Source organism: Blastococcus sp. HT6-30 (genome assembly GCF_039729015.1).
In the GTDB taxonomy this organism is placed as follows: domain Bacteria; phylum Actinomycetota; class Actinomycetes; order Mycobacteriales; family Geodermatophilaceae; genus Blastococcus.
On the sequence record NZ_CP155792.1, the window covers coordinates 2,317,439 to 2,339,476 of the forward strand.

At 72.9% G+C, this 22,038-nt stretch carries 22 protein-coding genes and 1 pseudogene; 9 read left to right on the forward strand and 14 right to left on the reverse strand.

All coding sequences use genetic code 11. The annotated features are described in order from the left end of the window. Positions 1-71: 71 nt before the first annotated feature. Entirely contained in the window at positions 72-1,136 is a 1,065-nt protein-coding gene (locus ABC795_RS11175) for a YihY/virulence factor BrkB family protein (RefSeq protein ID WP_347057260.1), read from the forward strand. Positions 1,137-1,260: 124 nt separating this feature from the next. On the opposite strand, the gene ABC795_RS11180 is transcribed toward ABC795_RS11175, so the two are convergent. Then, on the reverse strand, positions 1,261-1,488 hold the full coding sequence (locus ABC795_RS11180) for a DUF3039 domain-containing protein (protein WP_347057261.1): 228 nt from the start codon (positions 1,486-1,488) through the stop codon (positions 1,261-1,263). Positions 1,489-1,578: 90 nt separating this feature from the next. Here ABC795_RS11180 and ABC795_RS11185 point away from each other — a divergent pair, with 90 nt between their 5' ends. Next, positions 1,579-2,508 (forward strand): pseudouridine-5'-phosphate glycosidase, encoded by a 930-nt coding sequence (locus ABC795_RS11185; protein WP_347057262.1) that lies wholly within the window; start codon positions 1,579-1,581, stop codon positions 2,506-2,508. A gap of 8 nt (positions 2,509-2,516) precedes the next feature. Further along, entirely contained in the window at positions 2,517-3,395 is an 879-nt protein-coding gene (locus tag ABC795_RS11190) for a PfkB family carbohydrate kinase (protein ID WP_347057263.1), read from the forward strand. Positions 3,396-3,495: 100 nt separating this feature from the next. Here the strand turns inward: ABC795_RS11190 and ABC795_RS11195 are convergent, their stop codons facing one another. Continuing rightward, positions 3,496-3,834 (reverse strand): DUF3099 domain-containing protein, encoded by a 339-nt coding sequence (locus ABC795_RS11195; protein WP_347057264.1) that lies wholly within the window; start codon positions 3,832-3,834, stop codon positions 3,496-3,498. 107 nt (positions 3,835-3,941) lie between these two features. Then, positions 3,942-4,436 (reverse strand): annotated as a pseudogene (locus ABC795_RS11200) (HhH-GPD-type base excision DNA repair protein); the annotation flags it as partial. 109 nt (positions 4,437-4,545) lie between these two features. On the opposite strand from ABC795_RS11200, the gene ABC795_RS11205 reads away from it, so the two are divergent. Beyond that, a complete protein-coding gene (locus ABC795_RS11205) occupies positions 4,546-5,130 on the forward strand; it encodes a hypothetical protein (protein ID WP_347057265.1) in 585 nt (194 codons plus the stop codon). A gap of 175 nt (positions 5,131-5,305) precedes the next feature. Continuing rightward, positions 5,306-5,746 (forward strand): hypothetical protein, encoded by a 441-nt coding sequence (locus tag ABC795_RS11210; RefSeq protein ID WP_347057266.1) that lies wholly within the window; start codon positions 5,306-5,308, stop codon positions 5,744-5,746. 171 nt (positions 5,747-5,917) lie between these two features. Here ABC795_RS11210 and ABC795_RS11215 read toward each other — a convergent pair whose 3' ends face one another. The 8 genes from ABC795_RS11215 to ABC795_RS11250 all read right to left on the reverse strand — a co-directional run bounded on the left by ABC795_RS11215 (position 5,918) and on the right by ABC795_RS11250 (position 13,329). Continuing rightward, complete coding sequence (locus tag ABC795_RS11215) at positions 5,918-6,763, reverse strand: phage major capsid protein (RefSeq protein WP_347057267.1); 846 nt, start codon at positions 6,761-6,763, stop codon at positions 5,918-5,920. Positions 6,764-6,898: 135 nt separating this feature from the next. Then, on the reverse strand, positions 6,899-7,387 hold the full coding sequence (locus ABC795_RS11220; protein ID WP_347057268.1) for a hypothetical protein: 489 nt from the start codon (positions 7,385-7,387) through the stop codon (positions 6,899-6,901). Positions 7,388-7,859: 472 nt separating this feature from the next. Next, on the reverse strand, positions 7,860-8,171 hold the full coding sequence (locus tag ABC795_RS11225) for a hypothetical protein (RefSeq protein WP_347057269.1): 312 nt from the start codon (positions 8,169-8,171) through the stop codon (positions 7,860-7,862). Positions 8,172-8,396: 225 nt separating this feature from the next. Then, positions 8,397-10,565: a hypothetical protein gene (locus ABC795_RS11230; protein ID WP_347057270.1), complete on the reverse strand. Its 2,169-nt coding sequence runs from the start codon at positions 10,563-10,565 to the stop codon at positions 8,397-8,399. A gap of 70 nt (positions 10,566-10,635) precedes the next feature. Next, positions 10,636-10,848, reverse strand: a complete 213-nt coding sequence (locus ABC795_RS11235) for a hypothetical protein (RefSeq protein WP_347057271.1) — start codon at positions 10,846-10,848, stop codon at positions 10,636-10,638. A gap of 367 nt (positions 10,849-11,215) precedes the next feature. After that, the gene (locus tag ABC795_RS11240; RefSeq protein ID WP_347057272.1) at positions 11,216-11,530 is read right to left on the reverse strand and encodes a hypothetical protein; all 315 of its coding nucleotides are present in this window, start codon (positions 11,528-11,530) and stop codon (positions 11,216-11,218) included. Further along, complete coding sequence (locus ABC795_RS11245) at positions 11,527-11,730, reverse strand: hypothetical protein (protein ID WP_347057273.1); 204 nt, start codon at positions 11,728-11,730, stop codon at positions 11,527-11,529. Before ABC795_RS11245 ends, ABC795_RS11240 begins: the two co-directional genes overlap by 4 nt. A 123-nt stretch (positions 11,731-11,853) precedes the next feature. Beyond that, the gene (locus ABC795_RS11250; protein WP_347057274.1) at positions 11,854-13,329 is read right to left on the reverse strand and encodes a recombinase family protein; all 1,476 of its coding nucleotides are present in this window, start codon (positions 13,327-13,329) and stop codon (positions 11,854-11,856) included. A 388-nt stretch (positions 13,330-13,717) separates the two neighbouring features. On the opposite strand from ABC795_RS11250, the gene wrbA reads away from it, so the two are divergent. Then, complete coding sequence (gene wrbA, locus ABC795_RS11255; protein WP_347057275.1) at positions 13,718-14,320, forward strand: NAD(P)H:quinone oxidoreductase; 603 nt, start codon at positions 13,718-13,720, stop codon at positions 14,318-14,320. A 481-nt stretch (positions 14,321-14,801) separates the two neighbouring features. On the opposite strand, the gene ABC795_RS11260 is transcribed toward wrbA, so the two are convergent. Continuing rightward, complete coding sequence (locus tag ABC795_RS11260) at positions 14,802-15,314, reverse strand: N-acetyltransferase (protein WP_347057276.1); 513 nt, start codon at positions 15,312-15,314, stop codon at positions 14,802-14,804. Between the two features lie 174 nt (positions 15,315-15,488). Here ABC795_RS11260 and ABC795_RS11265 point away from each other — a divergent pair, with 174 nt between their 5' ends. The 3 genes from ABC795_RS11265 to sigB all read left to right on the forward strand — a co-directional run bounded on the left by ABC795_RS11265 (position 15,489) and on the right by sigB (position 18,044). Further along, positions 15,489-15,941 carry a nuclear transport factor 2 family protein gene (locus ABC795_RS11265; protein WP_347057277.1) on the forward strand — a complete coding sequence of 151 codons (453 nt, stop codon included), beginning with the start codon at positions 15,489-15,491 and terminating at the stop codon, positions 15,939-15,941. Positions 15,942-16,346: 405 nt separating this feature from the next. Then, a complete protein-coding gene (dtd, locus tag ABC795_RS11270; RefSeq protein ID WP_347057278.1) occupies positions 16,347-16,778 on the forward strand; it encodes a D-aminoacyl-tRNA deacylase in 432 nt (143 codons plus the stop codon). A gap of 279 nt (positions 16,779-17,057) precedes the next feature. Then, positions 17,058-18,044, forward strand: a complete 987-nt coding sequence (gene sigB / locus ABC795_RS11275) for an RNA polymerase sigma factor SigB (RefSeq protein WP_347057279.1) — start codon at positions 17,058-17,060, stop codon at positions 18,042-18,044. Positions 18,045-18,102: 58 nt separating this feature from the next. On the opposite strand, the gene ABC795_RS11280 is transcribed toward sigB, so the two are convergent. Together ABC795_RS11280 and ABC795_RS11285 are read right to left on the reverse strand one after the other, a co-directional pair. Further along, entirely contained in the window at positions 18,103-20,802 is a 2,700-nt protein-coding gene (locus tag ABC795_RS11280; RefSeq protein ID WP_347057280.1) for a bifunctional GNAT family N-acetyltransferase/acetate--CoA ligase family protein, read from the reverse strand. Further along, positions 20,795-21,976, reverse strand: coding sequence for an acetoin utilization protein AcuC (locus ABC795_RS11285; RefSeq protein ID WP_347057281.1), 1,182 nt, complete (start codon positions 21,974-21,976; stop codon positions 20,795-20,797). Before ABC795_RS11285 ends, ABC795_RS11280 begins: the two co-directional genes overlap by 8 nt. Positions 21,977-22,038 lie beyond the last annotated feature (62 nt).

Consider the following 22,038-nt stretch of genomic DNA (forward strand, 5'->3'; position numbering starts at 1 on the left):
GGCCGGCCGGCGGGATGCCGCCAGCGGCTCCCCCACCGGTCGGCGACGGCGCTCGCGTGCACACTGTGCAGGTGAGCGCCGTCCTGCCCAGCGGCTCGCCCGCCCGGGCCGGTGCGGACGAGCAGCCGGACGCCGTCCCCGGCACGGGAGGCGGCGCGACGCGGGCCGACGTCCCCGCACCGTCCCGGCTGCGCCGCTGGCCGACGCCGCTGCGGGTGCCCCTGCAGGTCCTCGGGCGGACGCTGGCGAAGGCCTGGCAGGACCGCATCCTCGGGCTGTCGGCGGAGGCCGCGTTCTGGCAGATCCTCTCCGTGCCCCCGCTGCTCATCGGGTTGCTCGGGTCACTGGGCTACCTGGGCGACATCATCGGTGGCGACGCCGTCCGGATGATCGAGGACCAGCTCCTCGACGCGTCGTCGCAGGTCCTCACCGACGACGTCGTCGACAGCCTGGTGCGGCCCACCCTGGCCGACATCCTCGGCTCCGGCCGGCTCGAGGTGGTCAGCCTCGGCTTCCTGCTGTCGCTGTGGGCGGGCTCCTCGGCGACGGCGACCTTCATGAACACCACGGTCATCGCCTACGACCAGCGGGACGTGCGCGGCCCGATCCGCACCCGGCTCATGGCGCTGTGGCTGTTCGTCGTCGGGCTGCTGCTGGCGGTGCTGACCCTGCCGCTGCTGGTGCTGGGCCGCGGCACCCTGGCCGATCTGGTGCCCCCGGACTGGCGCAACACCACGGTGACGCTGATCAACGCCGTCTACTGGCCCATCGTGGTCATCGGGCTGCTGCTGGCGCTCACCAGCTTCTTCCACGTGATCCTGCCGAACCGGCTGCCGTGGCGGCGGCATCTGCCCGGCGCACTGCTCAGCCTGGTGTTCTTCCTGCTCGCCGCGCTGCTGCTGCGCGCCTACATCGGCGACTTCCTCACCACGGCCCTCCCCTACGGAGCGCTCGCGGCACCGATCGGCGCGCTGCTGTTCTGCTTCTTCTTCGGCATGGCCGTGCTGCTCGGCGCCGAGCTCAACGCCACGATCCAGTCCCGCTGGCCAGCGCCGCTGAGCCGGCACGACCGGCGGCGCCGGGCCCGCCGCCAGGCCAAGCTCGACGACGAGGCCCGGCGGCTGGGGCTGCGGTGACGATGACCCTGCGGTCCTCCCGGACCGCACCGCGGGAGATGACGCCGTCGTCCTCCGGACGGTGTCGGCCCCGCTGCAGGATCCCGCCGCGAGCCTGCGAGCGGTGGGGGGCAGCGGGGTCATCCTACTTGCGGAGCTGCTCGTAGACCTCCTTGCAGGCCGGGCACACCGGGCTGCCGGGCTTGGGGGTCTTGGTCACGGGGAAGACCTCCCCGCACAGGGCCTCGACGAGCGTGCCCATCACGGCGCTCTCGGCGATCTTGTTCTTCTTGACGTAGTGGAAGACCTCGTTGGCGTTGCCGGTGTCGGACTCGCGGACGTCCGGCCGCTCGAGGATGTCGCTGCTGCTCATGCGGGCTCCCTGCTCGACGGTGCAGTCGTGCGGTGGCCGCGCGGCCGGGGTCGCCGCCGTGCTCCCGCACCCGCCGACCATGATGACAGGGTGCACGCCGCGACCACCCCTTCCCGCCCGATCCTGTCCCCTGAGGTCGCCGGCGCCCTGCGCGACGGCCGCCCCGTCGTCGCGCTGGAGAGCACCCTGCTGGCCCACGGCCTCCCCCGGCCGGACAACCGCGCGGCTGCCGACCACGTCGAGGCCGCAGTCCGCGCCGGCGGCGCCGTCCCCGCCACGATCGCCGTCCTCGACGGGGTGCCGCGCGTCGGCCTGACGCCCGCCGAGGTCGACCGGGTCTGCGCCGATCCCGAGCTGGCCAAGCTCGGTGTCCGGGACCTCCCGGTCGCCGCCGCCCTCGGGCTGAGCGGCGCCACCACCGTCTCCAGCACCGCGCTGCTGGCCGAGGCCGCCGGGATCGCCGTCTTCGCCACCGGCGGGCTGGGCGGCGTGCACCGGCAGGCGGCCGACACCTTCGACGAGTCGGCCGATCTGACGGCGCTGTCCCGCACGTCCCTGGTCCTGGTGTGCGCCGGCGTGAAGTCGATCCTCGACGTCCCGGCGACCCTGGAGCGGCTGGAGTCGCTCTCGGTGACGGTGCTCGGGTACCGCACCACCACGTTCCCGGGCTTCTACGTCGCCGACTCCGGGTCGACGCTGGACTGGTCGGTCGCCGACGCCGAGCAGGCCGCCGCGGTGTTCGCCGCCCGCCGGCCGCTCGCCCCCGGCGCCGTCGTCGTCGCCAACCCGCTGCCGGCCGACGAGCAGCTCGACCCGGTGCTGCACGACCGGGTCATCGCCGACGCGCTCGCGGCGGCCGACGCCGCCGGGGTGCGCGGCAAGGCCGTCACGCCGTTCGTCCTCGACCACCTGCACCGCGCCAGCGAGGGCGCCACCCTGGCGGTCAACGTCCGGCTGGTGCTGCGCAACGCGGAGCTCGCCGGCCGGATCGCCTCGGCGCTGGCCGCCCGCGCGGCCTGACCGCGGCCGTGCGCACCCCCGTCGTCGTCGTCGGCGACGTGGCCACCGACGTCGTCGTCGTGCTGTCGGGCGAGCCCGCGCCCGGCTCGGACCGGCCGGCCTCGATCGTCAGCCGCGGCGGGGGCGCCGGCGCGAACGTCGCCGCGCACCTGGCCCGACTGGGAACGCCGACGGTGCTGGCCGGCTGCATCGGCGACGACGCCCCGGGGGCCGGACTGGCCGCCGAGCTCTCGGCGGCCGGCGTGGAGCTGCGGCTGCGCACCGTGCCGGGGGCTCCGACGGGCACGATCGTCAGCCTCGTGGAGCGCGACGGGCAGCGGAGCATGCTGGCCGACCGCGGCGCCAATCTGGTCCTCCGCCCGGCCGACGTGCCCGCTCCGGTCCCGGGCGGCCACCTGCACCTGTCGGGCTACACGCTGCTCGACCCCGGGCCGCGCGACGCCGGGGTCGCGGCGCTGCGTGCGGCGACGAGCGCCGGGTGCACCGTCTCGGTCGACCCGGCGTCGTCCGGCCCGCTGCGCCGCTACGGGCTGGACCGGTGGCTGGCCGACACGGCGGGGGCGACGCTGGTGCTGCCCAACGCCGACGAGGCGCGGCTGCTCACCGGCTGCCCGGACGCGACCGACGCCGCCCGCGCGCTGGCTGCCCGGCACCCGGTCGCGGTGGTGACCCTGGGGCCGGACGGCGCGCTGTGGGTGGCCGGCGACGAGGTGGTCCACCGCCCCGCCCGGCCGGCGACGGTCGTGGACACGACTGGCGCCGGCGACGCCTTCGCGGCCGGGCTGCTGCACGCCTGGCTGGGTACGCGAGGGGCCTCCCCCGCGGCGGCCCTGGACGCCGTGCTGGCGTGCGCGGCCGAGGTGGTGCGCCGCCCGGGCGCCCGCTGATGCCGGCCCCTGCACGACCTGCCCGCCGTGGTCTCGGCCGGATCGATCGTGCTCCGGGTGCCGATCGGGCGGCACCCCGGGAAGACGCCGGCCGGAACGCTCAGCCCTCGATGATCCGCACGGATCGGGCGGGGTTCTCCAGGACCCGGTCGGGACGCACGTCGACGCCCTTGAGGCGGGTCCTGGGCTTGGGTGGCCGGTCGTTGGCCATCACCACGGCGATCCACGGCAGCACCGTGCCGAGGACGGCGAGGATGACCATCAACCAGACGACCTGGTAGAACACGGCGGCCAGCACCAGCGCCAGGCCACGGATGGCCATGGTGATGGCGTAGCGCCGCTTCCGGGCTGCCTGCTGGTCGGCCAGGCTCGGGGCGGCCTCGGTGATGAGCACCGGCTCCGGTCGGCGCGACCGCGTGAACTGCTGGCTCGAGGCCACGGGCACTCTTCCCTCCGCTGGCCGGGGTGCCGCGGAGGGTGACCCCGCCGTCTCCCGGACCACCCCCATGGTGCCACCGCGACGGACCCCGTGCAGGTGCCCCGGCATCAGCTCCCCGGCGTCTGCTTCGCCGCCTTCGCGGCCTGCTTCTGCTCCTGCTTGACGGCCCGCACCTCGGCCAGCGACCCGGGACCGGTGATGTCGGCGACCGAGCGCCGGGAGCCCTCGGCGCCGTAATCGCCGGCGGCCTCGCGCCAGCCCGGCGGGGGGACGCCGTACTGCTTGCCGAGGAGGGCGAGGGAGATCTTCGACTTCTGCGCCCCGAAGCCCGGCAGCCCGTTGAGGCGCTTCAGCAGCGCGGCGCCGTCCGGGACGTCGGCCCACGGCCCGTCGGCGCGCCCGTCGTACCGCTCCACCAGCGCGCGGCACACCTCCTGCGCGCGGCCGGCCATCGAACCGGGGTAGCGGTGCAGGGCGGGCGCCCCCCGGAAGACGCGGACCAGCTCCTCGGGGTCCATGTCGGCCAGCTGCCCGGCCGACAGCGTCCGCACCCCGAGCCGGTCGGCCAGCAGCCGCGGAGCGCCGAACGCCCGCTCCATCGGGAACTGCTGGTCGCGGCATAGCCGCTAGCCACATAGCGCTCTCCGCATCCGTGGGGTAGAGGTCGAATCCAGCGCCACAGGGGCGCACCGCCACCACAAGGAGCCAGCCATGACCGCCAACACCGCCACCGCCGCCACCACCGTCGAGGAGGTCCGCGCCGAGATGCTGCCCGACGCCTCCGCCGCTGCGGACGACGCCGAGGTCGCCGCCGCCATGGAGCGGGCGGGCATCGCCGTCGCCAAGCCCGCCCGGAAGGCCCCGGCCAAGCGACCTGCCGCCAAGAAGGCCCCGGCCAAGCGGCCCACCGCTGCCGAGAAGAAGGCGGAGGCCGCCAAGGCCAAGGCCGACGAGGCGTTCGCGGCGAAGGTCGCCAAGGCCCACGAGGCTGCGAAGGCGGCTGCTGCCAGCGACGCGCCGGTCGGTGGCGAGCCGACCGTCAGCGTGTGGGTCGGCTGGTTCATCGCCTCCGAGGCCATGGCGAGCAAGCACAAGGGCCTGGCCGCGAAGCTCGCCGCCAAGAAGCCCAACGGTGCCCTGGACCGCACCGTGCGGCTCACGAAGGCCGAGTGCGAGCAGCTGGCCGAGGTCGCCACCGCCGTGGAGAACGAGGCCATGGGCCGCAAGGGCGGCAGCGCCATCGTCGGTAGCGCCCGCACCCTCCGGGCCCGCCTCGACTTCGCCTGGGACAACTGAGCCCCACTACACGGACTGCCCCGCCCCTGGGATCACCGGGAGGCGGGGCAGTCGTGCGTCCTCACCCGATTACCCACGGGTGGGCGGCGAGGCTGGGAGAGGAACGCTCGCTGCGTGTGGCGGCTGTGGCTCGGCGCTGCTGCCGGACCCCCGAGCGGCTGCCAGGCTCACTTCCATGAGCCAGCTCCTGACCCTGCTCGCAGTTTTGGTTGGCGCAGGCGTGTCCCTGCTGACCGCTCGACAGACCCGCCGCTGGGCGCACCAGCAGTGGCTCCTGGACAAGCGGCACGAGGCCTACGCGGACGTTCTGCGTTCCATCTTCGCTCTGGTCGAACAAGGGGCCGGTGCGCCGAAGGAGGCGCGCACGAAGCTCTACACCGGCGTGTTCACAGCGGTGATCCATTGCCGCGTCGTCGCCTCCGAGACCGTCGACCAGGCCACACGAGGACTGCTTGAGGACGTGAAGCACTGGAGCACCACAGGCAACGACGTGGGTCGCGTCGTAGGACACGGCGGAACGCTCGACAAGCTCATGCGGGCGGATCTTGCTGGCTCACCACGCGGCGCGCTGAGGGCACGCTGGCGGTTCTGGGCTCGACGAGGGGCGTCAGGGTGACAGCCTGCCGAGCTGGCCAGTGAGAAGTGGGCGACCGGCCCCTGGGGCTGCGCCTAGTCCCAGGGGCCGGTCTCTTCCACCTTTGCCCGGTCGGAAGTGTGAGTGCCCCGGGCCGACGGTCGGAGGGACGAAGCTCCGCCGCTACCGACCCGGGGCAAGCCGAACGCTAGCTCAGGCAGCAGGCGCCGACAGGGAGACCCTGACGAGCCCGGCCTTGTGCGGGAAGCCGAAGCCGACGCGCATCACGGCCTTCACCGCCACCCGGTCCGAGGTGAAGAAGGCGCTCGTGTCGGTCTCGATGGTGGCGTCCTCGCGGACGACCACGACCACGCGGTCCTGCGGGATGCCCCACACCGTCCCGGCGGCGACGGCCGAGCTGACCAGCAGCGGCACGCCGTTGATGGAGCGCACACCGTTCAGCAGGGTCTGCTGCGAGCCGGTGCCGACCTTGATGGTCGACAGGGCCAGGGCGTCGGCCGGGTTCGCCACGAAGTTGGTGATGGCAGCGCCGACACCCTCCGCGAGCGACTGCGCCTCGGCGAAGGGGTCCAGGCTCGTGAACGCGGTCCCGGCGTCCACACCCTGCACGTCCGCAGGGGTGGCGTTGACGGCCAGGCTGCCCAGACCGGCCGGGGCCGGGGCGGCGAGGTTGCCGAAGAACGCGGCGTCGACCTTGCGGGCGATGTCGCGGGCCAGCCCCTGCCCGACGGTGGCAGCAGCCTCCGGCGAGGAGTCGTCGGCCAGCTCGCGAGTGATGATCGTGAGGCCCGCGAGCTTGCTCGGGGTCACGTCCTCCTCGTCGAGGGTCATGTCGGAGGGGTTGATCTCGTCGCCCTCGGCGACCCACGCGGCCTGCGGGTCGGCGGTGACGGTCGGGATCCGGTAGGTGGAGCTCGCCGTGTTGACGAGCGTGGCCACCTGGAAGGCGATGCTCGCCTCGCCGACCGGCTGCACGAGCAGCTCGGCGACCTGCTCCGGGGTGAGGATGACGGCGCCGTTGGCGCGGGTCATGGTCATGCTGGATGTGCTCCTTCAGGAGGACGGGAGTGGGGTGGTCGTGCTGGTCCACGCCACGGGCGCTTCCCATGCCCTCCTGGGGCTGCAGGTCGGTCGGACCGCCACCTGGGCTGGTCCAACCGACCCGAGCTTACCTCAGCTACGGCGACCGCCCGAGATCACCGAGGCCCAGCTGGTGCCCCCGCCCACGCTCTCGCCACGACTGCCCTGGCCCATGTCGCGGGGCACACCCGGCTTCTTCGGCGCCCAGTGCGGGTGGTCCTCCAGCACCTTCGCCACAGCGGCGTCGACCTTCTCGGCCGACACGGTCGCGCCGTCGTCGAGCAGGTCCTTGAGCTCCACTCCGGCCACCCACAGGTCGGCGGCGGACAGCAGGCGCTCCCCGACCAGGGCCTCGGCGTCACGCTTCTGGTAGGTGGCCACCGCCGAGGCGAGGGCGTCCCGCTCGGCCTCGGCGTCACGGAGCTTCCGCCGGTAGTTCGCGGCCTCCCGGTTGGCGGCCGACTGCTGCCCCTCCTCCGTCCCCTCCGGCGGGTTGGTGCCCTCGGGTGCGGTGGTGTCGGTCTGGCTGGCGTCGGTCATCTCAGTGCCGGCCTCGGTGGTGCTGGTGTCGGTCGTGGTCATGGTGCGGTCCTCCTGGGGTCAGTTCGAGTGGATCGGGCAGTTCGAGTGGTCGTTCATCGGGAACCCGTACGTCTGGGAAAGCGCAGACCGGCCCGGGGTCCGTCGGGGGCGGGGTGGGGACCGGGACCCCCGGGGGTCGGGCCGATGCGAGCGTGACCACCAACACCACGGCGCTCCTCGGCGAGCGCGGCGAGGTTGCACCGGCGGCACTGCCCGACGAGGTTCTCCCTCGTGTACGGACCACCACGAGCGAACGACACGATGTGGCCTGCCTCGGTGGCGGGAGCCCCACAGGCACAGATGGGCTCCTCCCGGAGTACCTGGTCCCGGAGCTCCCGGTCCGCGCGGGACCTCGTCGCACCTGCGCGAGTGCTGCCCTCCCACGCAACGGTGTGCGCAGCGCAGTAGCGCCGACCTCGCACCCGCTCCTCGCAGCCGGTCTTCCCGCAAGCCTTCGGTGCACGCGGAGACATCAGGCCACCGCCGTCTCGTCAGCAGGGCGCGCCAGCCACGTGCGACGACGGACGCCGGGCGACAGCCACTCGACCAGGCACGTGGCGTCGTCCGCGATGGTGAGGCCGACGGCAGCAAGCAGCAGGCGCTCCGTGGGCGTCGTCGGGCGGTCCCCCTCCAGGCTCTGGTCGGCCACCACGCGGGCGTCCTCGGCGGCCTGGAGGGAGCAGCCAGCCAGGGTGTCGTGCTTGAACACGATGGGGCCTGCCGGGTGGTTGGGGATGTTGGCCCCGCCGCACTCGGGACAACTGGAGGGGGTCGGTTCGGTCATGGGGTGTGGCTCCTTCGGTTGGCGGGTGGGCCGGTCTGTGGGGGTGGTTGGTGTCACGAAGCAGTGCGTTCCACTGCGGGGTCGCGGGGTTGGAACCCCGCAGTGGGGGCGGCCGGGGCCGAGAGCGCTCGACAAACGCCCAGTTCGAAGAAGAAGAAGTTGGATTCGATAAGGGACGTGGTGGGGCCACTGCGGGGTTGCGACCCCGCGACCCCGCAGTGGCGCTCACGCCGCCTTCTCCCGCAGACGGATGCCCTGCTGCCCCCGCGACTCGTACTCCTCGACCTCGACCTGCGAGGCCAGGCGCAGGACCTCGATGGCGTCGTCCATGTGCTGGCGGAGGGCGTGCGTCCCCGGCCGGGCCTGGTGCTTGGTGACCCACTTGCCGCCCGCCTCCCGGACCTTCTTGAGGACCTGCTGGGCGGCACGCTTGACCTGGTCCTCCTCGGCCGCGTCCTGCGCCCTCGACTGCGCGATGGCAGCCCCGGCGGTGCGCCGCTGCCCCTCGGCCGCGAGCACCGCCTTGCACTCCCCCTGGAGGGCCAGGGACGCGTCGACGATCTGCCCGGCCAGCGCCCACCACTCGTCGCGGATGAACGTCTCGCCGTGCAGCAGCGCGAGCGCCGCGCCCACCTTGAGCCGGAGCAGGACCAGGTGGCCGTCCAGCTCCCGACCCCCGCCGCGCTGCTGTGCCAGCCGGGTCGACCTCACGACCGCCTTGACGTGGTCGGGGTAGTCGAGGAAGCCGTCCACCTCCGGCGGGGACCACTTGAGCTCGCCCGGCCACTCGACCTCGGCGTCGGGGATGGTGGGGTCCGTCGCCCGCACCCACACGAAGCGCTGCGGGGTGCCCGCGTCGCTGTCCTCCAGCAGCGCGGCCGACCGTGTCGGCTGCACCCCCGCGAACAGGACGAGCCGGTAGCTCCTGGCCGGGACGTTCCGTCGGCGCTCGATGTCGGCGTTCTCAGTCCCGAGCTGCCCGCCCGTGAGCGCCGACCGGATGGTCGGCCCCAGCGTGGCCCCCGACCGCTGCCCGAGCGCACCGAGCTGGTCGACCTCGTCCACCACCACCAGCCGCCTGGGGTCGTGGACGAGCACCATCTCCTTGGTCTCCTTGTCCCGGCGCAGGAACGTCTGCACCAGGCCCTCGCCCGAGCCGATCTGCTTCTCGCACCGCGCCTGGTTGGCGCCCAGCAGCTCGCGGGACACGTCGAGCAGGGCCGACTTACCGGAGCCCGACCCGCCCACGACCGCGACGCCCAGGTTCAGCGACGCCGCCGAGCCGACGGTCGGCGGCAGGTAGACGTCAGGCGGGACGTCCAGCAGGACCCGCCCCAGCACGTAGGCCAGCAGCGCGGGAGCGCTGACGAGGCGGGAGTGCGCGGCCTTCCGGATGTGCTCCAGCACCGACGTCGACCACACGTCGGCGATCGGCTCAGCGAAGTCGTCGGCCGGGGTCGGCGGAGGCGCGAAGCCGCCACCCTTCACGGTGTCCCGGGCAGCAGCCCACTTGGCGTCGAGCTCGTCGTCGCCCCAGCCCTCGTCGCGGCGCGAATGCTCCAGGTAGTCGGCCTCCGCCTGCTCCAGCGTGTATCCGGTCCAGTTGGAGTTGGCGTAGCGCTGGAGCATGCAGGCAGCCCGGTGGTGCGCGTCGTCCCAGTGGTCGCCGTCGGACCACACCGCAGGCAGGCTGTCCAGCTGTTCGAGCGCCCGTCGCACCCCGTCCTGGGCCATCGGGTGGACACCCTCCTCGATGGGGCGGAGAGGGCTCTCGTCCACGTACTCCTCGTGCACGGCGTTGCTCGCCCCGACTGCCTCCAGTACCGCCACCAGCGCAGGGTCCGGCTGGGCGACGAGGAGGCAGGTGTCGATGTCCCACGGCTCCTCCTCGACGTACACGCCGCCGGGGTACTTCGGCCGGGTGGACCCGGGCAGGTAGCCGAGCAGGCGTCCCGTCCCGTCGGCCCGGCCACCCACGTAGTCGCCGATGTGCCGACCGTCCGGTGCGTTGAACGGGCTCACCTTGGCGAAGCCGGACGAGGGCACGACGTAGTGCTCGCCGCCCGAGGGCGTGCGGGTCTTGCCGTAGCTCGTGAATGCCGGCAGATGGGCGACCGAGCCGCCCGCCTTGGTGTCCACGTCGACCAGGTCGAGGCCGTGGCCGCTGACCATGGCGAGGGTGTCGACGCCCGGCCGGAACCCCGACAGGTCGCACTGCTCGGCCGTGAGCCTCGGCCAGCCCTTCGGCTGGTGGAGCTCCACCGTGCCCTTGGTGTGGCCCTTCCAGGAGCACCCGCCCGGCTTGCCGAACCCCGGGCAGGGGGTGCACACGACGACGGGGATGCCCGCCGCGAGCAGGCGCTCACCCAGGGCCAGCGGGGTATCGTCGAGCACGGTTTCTCCTACTTGGCGGTGGCTGGGACCTGAGGCGGGCTCTGCTTGGGTGGCGGAGCCCGCCTTGCTGTCACTCATCGAGCACCACCAGGGCGTGGTGCAGCTGGCAGCCTCGGTACGAGACGGGGTGGATCCGGCGCAGGGCCGAGCGAGCCTCCTGCTCGGTCTCGTGGAGGACCACGGTGAAGCCGCCGCAGGCCCGCACGGTGCAGTAGCGCCCGTCGCCGTGGATGTAGCGCGCCTCCGGCCACATGGCATGGGCGAGCTCCAGGTACTTGCTCATCGGACGGCCTCCCAGCCGGTGTGGCCGGTCGCCCTCGCGTGGAGAGCGAGTGCTCCGGGGTTGCTAGTCATGTCGCAGCCGAGGCACCGACGCCGTATCGATGCGGACCGGCGAGCGGCCTCGGAGCGGGTCGACCCAGACCGTGGCGGGGAGGCCACGGCGGGCTGCGGCAGGGAGACCGCACGGAACGGCGGCAGGACGTCGTCCGACGGCTCGCTGTGGGCAGCGGCCAGGGCCTCCTTGAAGGCGGGCTCTGAGGCCACCCTCGCGGCGCAGGCGCGGCAGCACGGCTCGTCGATGCCGGGGGCGACCGCGACCCACACCCGAGCCCGGGAGCCGCACTGGCAGTCGTGCTCGTGCGGGGCGGTCACTGGGGGTCCGTCCCTGCGAAGATCAGGCAGGAGCGCCCGTCTTCCCGGTCCATCGTCACGGCCTGCGGCGGCACGGACGACCACCGGAGGAGGGCCCGCGTGTCGGGCACGACGACGATCACGCCGGGTCGGTCGGCGCACTCCTCGTCGAGGCAGATCACGATGTCGAAGCCGTCGGCCTGGCCCACGATTACGAGCTGCATGTCGTTGAGGAGCGCCAGGTCAGCGGCTGCCCGGCACGCCTCCTCCCGCCACGACAGCGGCATCTCGAGCGCCGTGGTCGTGATCGGCACCGAGGTGCAGGCGCTCACTTGAGGAGCTCGATCAGTGCGGACCGCTGCTCGGCGGTCATGGCCGGGACGGCGGCGAGAGCTTCCTTGACGGAGCGCTCGACCTTGGCGAAGGTCAGGTTCCGGCGGGCCTCGGTGATGGCCTCACGGTCGAGGACGGGCCGGTTGTGCAGCCCCGCCAGCCGGTTGCGGGCGAGCATGATCGGGTCGGTTGTGGCCACAGGGCGCTCCAGGGGTTCGGAGTGAACCGGCACCCGGCCCGGTTGGACCGTTGCCGTTCAGACCCCTGTGGCCTACGACGAAGAACGTAGCCCATAGGACGCCGTTTGGCCCGTGACCAGGAACTACACGCCTTCCCGCCACACCGGGTCGAGCCGGGAGGAGTCGAACCGGTTGCCGGGACGGGTCGCCTTGTGGACGTAGACGGCCCGCAGAGCCCGCTCAGCAGCCGCTCGACGCCGGTCCACGTCCAGGGCCCCCCAGGTGTCAGCGTCCAGCACCTCGGGACGGGAGAGGGCCGTCTCGGCCAGCAGGGCGTCGCGCTCGGCCACCACCGGCACGAGCGACTCCTCCAGCTTGGCGACGTTGCCGAACGCCGTCGCGGCCGAGATGCCCTTGTTGCGGTAGACGGCCATGACGTCCTCGACCATGGCGTTCACGTCGTCGATCCGGGTGTTCAGCTCCACGAGCCGGGCGTCGGGGCCAGCCGTGGAGGGCGCGTCCTGTGCCGACACGAGCTCGCTCCGCTCCACGACGCGCTCGGCCACCCAGGCGTCCACGCCCTTGCCGCTCGCGCTGTTGGAGCACTTCGGGGTGTCGCAGCGGTAGAAGTGGCTCTCCCCCACCTTGTTGCCGTACATGACGCCGTTGCACGCCGCACAGCGGAGCAGGCCCGTCATCAGGTAGCGCCGGGCGTTCCTGCGCGGCACGACGGCCCTGGAGTCTGGCTTGCTCGCCAGCGCCTCCACCAGCGCCAGGTGCGTGGCGTGGTCGATGATCGGCTCCCACTTGCCCCGAACCGGCTGCCCCTGCTTGTCCAGCGCCACCGGCGGCACCTTCGACCACTCCGACCCGCCCACGCGGTGGATGCGCCACCCGGCCAGTCGTGGCGAGCGGAGCAGCTGGAGCAGCACGCCGCCGGTCCACGTGCCCCCGGTCACGGTCGGCACGCCTGCCTCGTTCCACCGCTTGACGATGGTGGCTAGCCGCGTCCCGGCCAGCACGTCGGCGGCTGCCTGCCGCAGCAGTCCCGCCTCGTACTCGTTGAGGGTGACCTTGTCGGCCTGCCAGCCGAACGGACGCCGCCCACCCACCGCCTTGCCCTTCTGGGCGTTCTCCAGGTGGGCGCGGCGCACACGCCGGGCGGTGTCGGCGCTGGCCTTGTTCGCCATGATGACGTGCAGCCGGGCCGACGTGCGCCCGGTGCCGGTCGTCAGGTCGATTTCGCTCGCCGTGGCGCTGAGGACGGTCTTGCCGTAGTGCTCCACCACCTCGATGGCGTCCTCCAGGTCCCGAGGTTCGCGGGCCAGCCGGTCGAGGTCGTACACGACGAGCCCGTCGGCCTTGCCCTCGCGCAGCCGCTGGAGCGCCGCGTGCCACACCGGCCGGATCACCCGGTAGCCCATGTAGGTGTTGCCGCTCGCGTCAGTGACTGGCACCTTGCGCTTCTTGAAGGCCGAGGTGTCGTTCTCGACGTGCTCGACGCCGAGGGTGGCCCCGCGAGCCTCGACCACCTCGCGGGTATCGGCCGCCTGCCGCGTCACGCCTCGGCGCTGGTCGTTCGGGTCCTCGGAGATGCGGCTGTACGTGTCCAAGATCATGCGGTCGTACCCTACGCCCTTACCCCATGGTTAGGCGCTTTGCTGGTCCAGCAGCATGCCGATGAGCAGGGCGACGCGGAGGTTCGGCACACCGAGATGGTGCCGTAGCGATCCCGTCGCAACCGCCACCGAGCACCGCGGGCCGTATGGTCCCGCCAGTGGACGATGCGCCTGCCAGAGACCTCGTTCACGGCCTTGCGAACGAGCGCTGACTCTCGGCTTCGCTACCCCGGCAACCACCACGCCGTCCGCCTCCTGGGCGCCGGGTGCCACTTCCCGACATGCATGACGAGCCGGCGCGCGGTAGCGTCGAAACTGTAGTTGAGCGCTCAATGAGACGCACCGACTGCGGCCGCCATGTCCGAACCCACGCGCTACAGGGAGAACCGTGCCCAACATCGCTGTCGTCTACTACTCGTCGACCGGGAACGTCCACCAGCTCGCCGCCGCTGTTGCTGACGGCGCCCGTGAATCCGGGGCCGAGGTCCGCCTGCGCCGAGTCCCCGAGCTGGCTCCCGCGGAGGCCATCGACTCCAACCCGCTCTGGCGCGCCCACGTGGACACCACCGCCGATCAGGTCGAGGTGGCCACGCCGGCGGACCTGGAGTGGGCCGACGGCTACGCCTTGGGCACGCCGACCCGATTCGGCACTCCCGCAGCCCAGATGAAGCAGTTCATCGACACCCTCGGTGGGCTCTGGTTCACCGGGAAGCTGGCCAACAAGGGCGCCACCGCCTTCACCAGCGCGCAGAACGTCCACGGCGGCCAGGAGTCGACGATCCTGACACTGTTCAACGTGTTCTCGCACTTCGGGGCGGTCATCGTGCCGCCCGGCTACACCGACCCCGTGCTGTTCGCGGCCGGTGGGAACCCCTACGGCATCTCCAACGCCTCGGGCGGCCAGGCGGCGACCGCCAACGAGGCCGAGCTGGCCGCGGCCCGCTACCAGGGCCGCCGCCTCACCGAGGTGACCGCCAAGCTCGTCGCCTGACATGGATCACGGTTCCTGGGGCTGCTCCGCGGACTCGCCCCAGGAACCGACCAGATCCGCAATCCCGGCGCTACCGCCGCAAGGTCGCCAGCGCCTCCCCCGCCCATACGGCACGGAGCAGGAACTGCACCCTGTGACGGGTCACCGGGCGCGTCGGCTGCCGCCCTTCCGGGGGCCACGCGGGTAGCGAGTGACTCTCGCGGACGCGGCCGCTCCGCGCGGGAAGTCGCGGTCAGAACCGGCCCCTCTCGTCGCGGCTGGTCGAACTGCAGTCGACTTCTTCAGCTGTTTCGTCGACGCATGCGCTGGTCGAGCAGCATCCCGATCAGCAGCGCCAGCGGGTCACGGGAGAGCAGGTCGTCGGCGGCGTCGTCCTGGGCGGTGCGGATCGTGGGCACGCGACGATGGTGCCGCACAGCGGTCCGGCCGCGACCATCCGCCGCGGAGCTCTCGTTCCGGCAGGCCGGGCACCTCGGCAGCGCTACAGGCGGTCGAAGGCGGGGGCGTAGTGGAACTGGCCCGCGACGTCGTCGGTCCAGGCGGTCAGCCGGCGGATCTGGAAGTGCGCGCCCCATCCCGGGTCGGGAGGACGGACGCCTACCTGGTGGGCCGGCAGGAACCCGAAGCGTCCGTAGTAGCCCACGTCGCCGAGCAGGGCCACGCACGGCTCGACCAGCGCGTCCGCGGCGGCGAGCACCCCGTGCATCAGGGCCTGTCCGACGCCGCGTCGCTGCCGGGCGGGCACGACGCCCAGGGGTCCGAGGCCCAGCGCAGGACGGCCCTCGATGTCTCCTCTGCTGCAGACGACGTGGCCCACCACCTCGCCGCCGAGCTCGGCGACCAGCGAGAGGCCGGGAACGACATCGCCGTCCTCGCGGAGAGCGTCCACGAGGCGTGCCTCTCCCGGAACGTCACCGCTGAGCAGCGCGAAGGCCGCAGCATGGACGGCACGCACCGCCTCGCGGTCCCGGGCCAACTCGCGACGCAGGATCACCGGGCCATCGTCATCCCGGGACCGACCGAGAACAATCGATTTGCCCCGTGCCTTTCGATCCGCCTCGTGCCATCCCCGGGAGATGGCCCGTGCGCCGGCCGACGATGACCAGCGGCGGCGTCAGTTGCTGCGCTGCGCGGGTCGGTCAAGGGGCGACGACACGAGCGTCCAGCCATGCCCGCAGTTCGTCGGCCAGGGCCACCGGTTGGTCGAGGTGGAGGAGGTGGCCCGCATCGCTTCGCGGAGCAGTTCTTCCGCGAGTGGACCGGTGCGGGCAACCGGGGGGACTGGCCAGCCTCCGAGGCGATGCTGCACGAAGACGTGACCCTCTTCGACCCTCTCGAATCCGAACCAGCCGTCGGCAGGACAGCCGTGCTGGCGCGAGCCAAGGCGCAGTACGCCCCGTTCCCGGACGGCCGCGTCGACGTCGTCGGTGTGCCGTTCGCCACCGCCGACCGGAGCGCATTCGGCTACCGGTGGCGTTTCGTCGGCACGCACGAGAGGCCGATCGAGCCGCCGGGCTTCGCCCCGACCGGAGTACGTCTGTGCCTCGAGGGGATGTCGTATCTGCAGTTGGAGCAAGGGCGGGTGGGTCCGTACGCCTGTACTTCGACACCACCGAGGTAGCGCGGCAGATCGGCGCTGCACCTCCGCGGGGCGGTCGTCTCGAGCGGCTGGCCGTGGCAGCTCAACGCATGCGGGCCCGGCGTCGACGCTGAGGCCACGCCGGCGGCCTCGGATGCCTACCCGCGTGGGCAGACGGCGCTGCCCGCCGGCGATCGCCGCCGCGGCCGCGCGGGCATCGTTGGTGATCTGCAGCAGCAGGCCCTGCAGCAGATCCGACCGCCCGACCAAGTACATCGCGGGGTGCGGTGGGCTTGGCCCCCCGCCGGGGAGCCGGCAACGCCCGCGCATCGACCCGGGAACCGCCACGGTCGGCCGGCTGCGCACCCGCTGAGACCGAGGGTCCCCGGCGGCTGCCGCAGCAGTCGGGCCCGGGCAGCCCGGCGGTCGCTGGCCGACAATGGCCTGGTGCGCGCCGTGGTGAGCCGGGTCAGTACAGCCGCTGTAACCGTTGATGGTGACGTCGTCGGCACGATCGGCCACGGACTGCTGTCACTGGTCGGAGTGGGGCGGCAGGACGACGCCGACCGAGCGGTGGCGCTGGCGCGCAAGATCCACGAGCTGCGCATCTTTCCCGGAGACTCGGGAGCGGTCTCCGCGGCCGACCTGGGCCTGCCGGTGCTGGTCGTGAGCCAGTTCACCCTCTACGCCGACACGCGCAAGGGCCGCCGTCCGTCGTGGCAGGACGCCGCCAACGGCGAGCTGGCCGAGCCGCTGGTCGAGGAGGTGGTGGCGGAACTGCGCCGACGCGGCGCCAGCGTGGCGACGGGGGTCTTCGGCGCGAGCATGCGGGTCGCGTCGGTCAACGAGGGCCCGATGACCCTCCTGCTGGAGACCTGACTGGCGGGCGCCCGTCGCGCAAACGACATGACTGGGAGTTCGGGCCCCGGGTATCCCGGGGTGACCGAAAGCACTACCTGCCGGTTTGCTGTGAACGGTGGCTTCGCGGAACACCGGACCCCTCAGCGGCCGTTGTGCAGGACGTACCACACCGGACAGAGAAGAGCGGGACCGGCCGGTGACCCCGTAGCCGTGGCCCCGCTCCACGCCTGGATGACCCCGCCGCACACCGACGCCCGGCGAGCGCATCCGAATCGAAGGCAAGGACGAAGACCCATCGTGACGCTGCTGCACTCCTCCCCCACCGACACCTTGGACGTGCGCGCCCCCCGACGGGAGCCCGACACGAGCGGCCTGGTCTCCACCGACCTCGTGCGCGTCTACCTCAACACCATCGGCAAGACCGCTCTGCTGACCGCGGAGCAGGAGGTGGAGCTGGCCAAGCGGATCGAGGCCGGTCTCTACGCCGAGCGACTGCTCGCCGAGCAGGACGGCCTCACGCCGGCCCGCAAGCGCGACTACAAGATCCTGGCGACCGACGGCAAGGCCGCCAAGGCGCACCTGCTGGAGGCCAACCTCCGGCTCGTCGTCTCCGTGGCCAAGCGCTACACCGGCCACGGCATGACGTTCCTGGACCTGATCCAGGAGGGCAACGTCGGCCTGATCCGTGCGGTCGAGAAGTTCGACTACACCAAGGGCTTCAAGTTCTCGACCTACGCCACCTGGTGGATCCGGCAGGCCATCACCCGGGCCATGGCCGACTCCGGGCGCACCATCCGGCTGCCCGTCCACCTGGCCGAGCAGGTCAACAAGGTGGTGCGCACCCGCCGGCGGATGCACCAGGAGCTCGAGCGGGAGCCGACCGCCGAGGAGCTGGGTCTGGAGCTGGACCTGTCCGAGGAGCGGATCACCGAGCTGCTCGAGTACAGCCGCGACCTGGTCAGCCTGGACCAGACCGTGGGCACCGACGAGGAGTCCCGGCTCGGTGACTTCATCGAGGACGCCGACGCCGCGGTCGCCGAGGACGCCGTCGCCTTCCAGATGATGAAGGGCGACGTCCGCACCGTCCTCTCCACGCTGGAGGACCGGGAGCGCGACGTGGTCGTGCTGCGGTTCGGCCTCGACGGCGGCCAGCCCCGCACCCTGGAGCAGATCGGCAAGCAGTTCGGTCTCTCCCGCGAGCGGGTTCGGCAGATCGAGCGCGAGACGATGGCCAAGCTGCGTGATCCGCAGCGCGCCGACGCCCTGCGCGACTACCTCGCCTGAGGCCGACAGCAGTACCGGGGGCCGGTCACCTGCGGGTGACCGGCCCTCGGCTGTTGAGCTAGACCGGGGAGCGCATGCGCCGCGGGCCGGGGTCGACGCGGGCCGTCGGCGGCCCGACCAGCGCGGCCCCGCCGGCGACGACCAGCGAGCGGCCGCCGTGCCACGGGTTGGCCGGGCCGACGATGACCGGCTCCAGCGTCAGCCGCAGCACCTCGGGCAGGTCGTCGGCCAGACGGGCCACGCGCAGCAGCAGGTCCTCCAGCGCGGCGAGGTCGACCGGCTCGGATCCCCGGTAGCCGTTCAGCAGCGGAAAGGCGCGCGGTGCTCGCACCAGCTCGGCGGCGTCCAGATCGGTCAGCGGCAGCGTGCGGAAGGCCCGGTCGCCGAGCAGGTCGGTGGCCACTCCCCCGAGGCCGAAGCTGACCAGCGCGCCGAACGACGGATCGTCGACGATCTCCACGACGGTGGCCACGCCCGGCGCCGCCATCTCCTGCACGATGACCGGGTCGCCGGACGGGATGGCCGCGAAGGCGATGCGCACCGCCTCGGCGTCGGCCAGGTCCAGCCGCACGCCGCCCAGGTCCGACCGGTGCCGCAGCCACGGAGCGGTCGACTTCAGCACCACCGGGTAGCCGATCGCCTCGGCCGCAGCGACCGCCGACTCGGCGTCGGTGACCCTGCGGGTGCCCAGCAGCGGCACGCCGTAGGCGGCGAGCAGGCCCATCAGCTCGTCGTCACTGAGCTCGCGGCCGCCCGGCGCCTCGGCGAGCGCCTCGTGCACGATCCGCCCGGCGGCGGCCTCGTCCACGTCGGGCAGCTCCGGCAGCTCACCGACCGGGCGACGGCGCCAGCGCGCGTACTCACTCGCCTTGGCCAGAGCGATCACCGCCCGCTCGGGCGTGCTGTAGGAGGGCACCGACCCGCGCAGCGGCATCCCGTGCTCGTCGCAGACGGCGAGCTCGGGCGGGATGCCCTCGGTGGAGAGGAAGCTGGCGACGATCGGCTTGTCCGAACCCGTCGACACCTCGCGCAGCGCGGGCCCGTACTCGTGGGAACCGGCCATCAGCGGGGGGAGGAAGACCGCGACGACGGCGTCGACGCCGTCGTCGTCCACCGCCGCCTGCAGCGCCGCCCGGAACTCCTCGGGCGTGCCCTGGACCCCGATGTCGACCGGCGCCTCGTGCGCGAGCTGCATGCCCTCCTCGAGGACGGCGTCGGCGACGAGCACCCCGATGGCAGTGGAGTTGCCCACGACCGCCACCCGGTCGCCGGCCGGCAGGGGCTGGTGGGCCAGCAGGGAGCCGACGTCGAAGAGCTGGGCGACGGTCTCGACCCGGATGACGCCGGCCGAGGCGAACAGCGCCGCCACCGACTGCTCGGGGACGGCCACCGAGGTGCCGGCCAGGCCCGGGGTCACCCCGACGTGCCGGCCGCTCTTGACCGCGACCACCGGCTTCGTGCGCCCGACGGTGCGCGCCAGCCGGGCGAACTTGCGCGGGTTGCCGAAGCTCTCCAGGTGCAGCAGCACCACCTCGGTGCCGGGATCGGTGGCCCAGTACTGCAGGAGGTCGTTGCCGCTGACGTCGGCGCGGTTGCCGGCGGAGACGAACGTCGACAGCCCGATGCCCCGGCTGCGCGCCCGCTCCAGCAGCGCGACGCCGAGCGCCCCCGACTGGGCGAAGAACCCCACCCGCCCGCGACCGGGCACCATCGGCGCCAGGCTGGCGTTCAACCGCACCTCCGGGGCGGTGTTGACCACGCCCAGGCAGTTGGGGCCGACGACCCGCATGCCCGAGGCCCGGGCCGCGGCGACCAGCTGCCGCTCGGCGGCGCGCCCCTCCGGACCCGCCTCGCCGAACCCCCCGGAGATGACGACCAGTCCGCGTACCCGCTTGCGGCGGCAGGCCTCCACCACCCCGGCGACCTCGTCGGCGGGGACGGCGAGGACCGCCAGGTCCACGTCGTCGGGGATGGACTCGATGTCGGCGTAGGCGGGGACGGCGCGCACGTGGCGTGCTCCGGGGTTCACCGGGTAGACCGGGCCCGCGAAGCCGTAGTCGAGCAGGTGCCGCAGCACCGCGTTGCCGATCTTGCCGTCGTCGTTGCTCGCGCCGACCACCGCCACGGACGACGGCGTGAGCAACCGGCCGATCGACCGGGACTCGCTGCGCTGCTCCCGCTCGTAGGCGACGGCGAGGGCGTCCTCGGTCTGCTCGATGGGAAACGTCAGGTGGACGACGCCGTCCTCGTAGCTGCGCTCGGCCTTGTAGCCCGCGTCGCGGAAGACGCGGACCATCTTGCTGTTCTGGGCGAGGACCTCGGCGACGAACCGCTTGATCCCCCGCTCCCGGCCGGCGGCGGCCAGGTGCTCGAGCAGCACCGACCCGAGGCCCCGGCCCTGGTGGGCGTCTTCGACGAGGAAGGCGACCTCGGCGTCGTCGGTGCCGGGATACCGGTCGTAGCGGCCCACGGCGATGATCTGGTCGCCCAGCAGCACCACGAAGGCCACGCGGTGGTCGTGGTCGACGTGGGTGAACCGGTGCAGGTCGCGGTCGGAGAGCCGCCTCATCGGCCCGAAGAACCGGTAGTAGCGCGTCTGGTCGCTGCTGCGGTCCATCAGGCCGTTGAGGCCCTCCGCGTCGTCCGGGCAGATCGGCCGCAGGTGCACCGTGCCGCCGTCGGCGGCGACGATGTCGGCCTCCCAGCCCGGCGGCGGGGCCGGGTTCTCCTGCGACTCGGTGCCGGTCGGCTCAGTCACGCGGGTCGTCCGGGTCCAGGCCGAAGTAGGGGAAGCTGGCCCGCCGGGTACGCATGATGGCCCGGTCGACGCGGGACTCGGTGAAGCTGTCCCAACGGGAGAAGCCGGTGTAGCCACCCTCGGTCATGTGGGTGGGCGGCCGGGCCCGCAGCCCGCGGCGGACGACGTCGTCGCGCCACGACTGGGGGATCTCGGTCGCCGGGTCCAGCGTGGCGCCGCTGACCTCGGCGATCAGGTGGGTCCACGCGCGCGGCACGCAGCGCACCAGGCCGTAGCCACCGCCGCCCAGGGCGATCCAGCGGCCGTCGCAGATCTGGTGGGCCAGCTCGTGCATGGCCTTGTAGCTGGCGCGCTGCCCGTCGACGGTGAGCGCGAGGTCGGCGAGGGGGTCCTCGTGGTGGGCGTCGCAGCCGCACTGGGTCACGATGATCTGCGGCTGGAAGGCCCTGAGGACGCTGGGCACGACGGCGGTGAAAGCCCGCAGCCAGGAGGAGTCGTCCGTGCCGTTGGGCAGGGCGAGGTTCACCGCGCTGCCCAGGGCCTTGTCGGGGTCACCGGTCTCCTCCGGGTAGCCGGTTCCCGGGAACAGGGTCAGCGGCGTCTGGTGGATGCTGACGGTGAGCACCCGGGGGTCGTCGTAGAAGGCGGCCTGCACGCCGTCGCCGTGGTGGACGTCGAGGTCGACGTAGGCGATCCGCTCGTACCCCTGCCCGAGCAGCCATGCGATCGCGACCGCGGCGTCGTTGAACACGCAGAAGCCCGAGGCGTTCCCGCGCATCGCGTGGTGCAGTCCGCCGGAGATGTTGACCGCGTGCTGCGCGGCGCCGCTGTGCACCTGCTGGGCCGCGAGCACGCTGCCGCCGGTGATGAGCGCCGCGGCGTCGTACATCCCGGGGAAGATCGGGTTGTCCGCCGTGCCCAGTCCGTGGCCCACGTCCGGGTTCCCCGGCGCCTGGCGCACCGCCTCCAGGTACAGCGGGTCGTGGACGAGGGTGAGCAGCTCCTCGTCGGCCGGTACGGGTTTCAGGACCTGCAGCTGGTCGGTGCCCAGCAGGCCGAGGCCGTCGGCCAGGCGCATGGTCAGGTCGAGCCGGACCGGGTGCAGCGGGTGATCACCGCCCATCGTGTAGCCGAGCAGCGCGTCGTCCCAGACGACGGCGACCGAGTCGCTCACGGACCCCTCCCCTCGCCGCGCCCGGCCCTGCCGGGCGCGCCTGCCTGCGCCGGACGCTACCG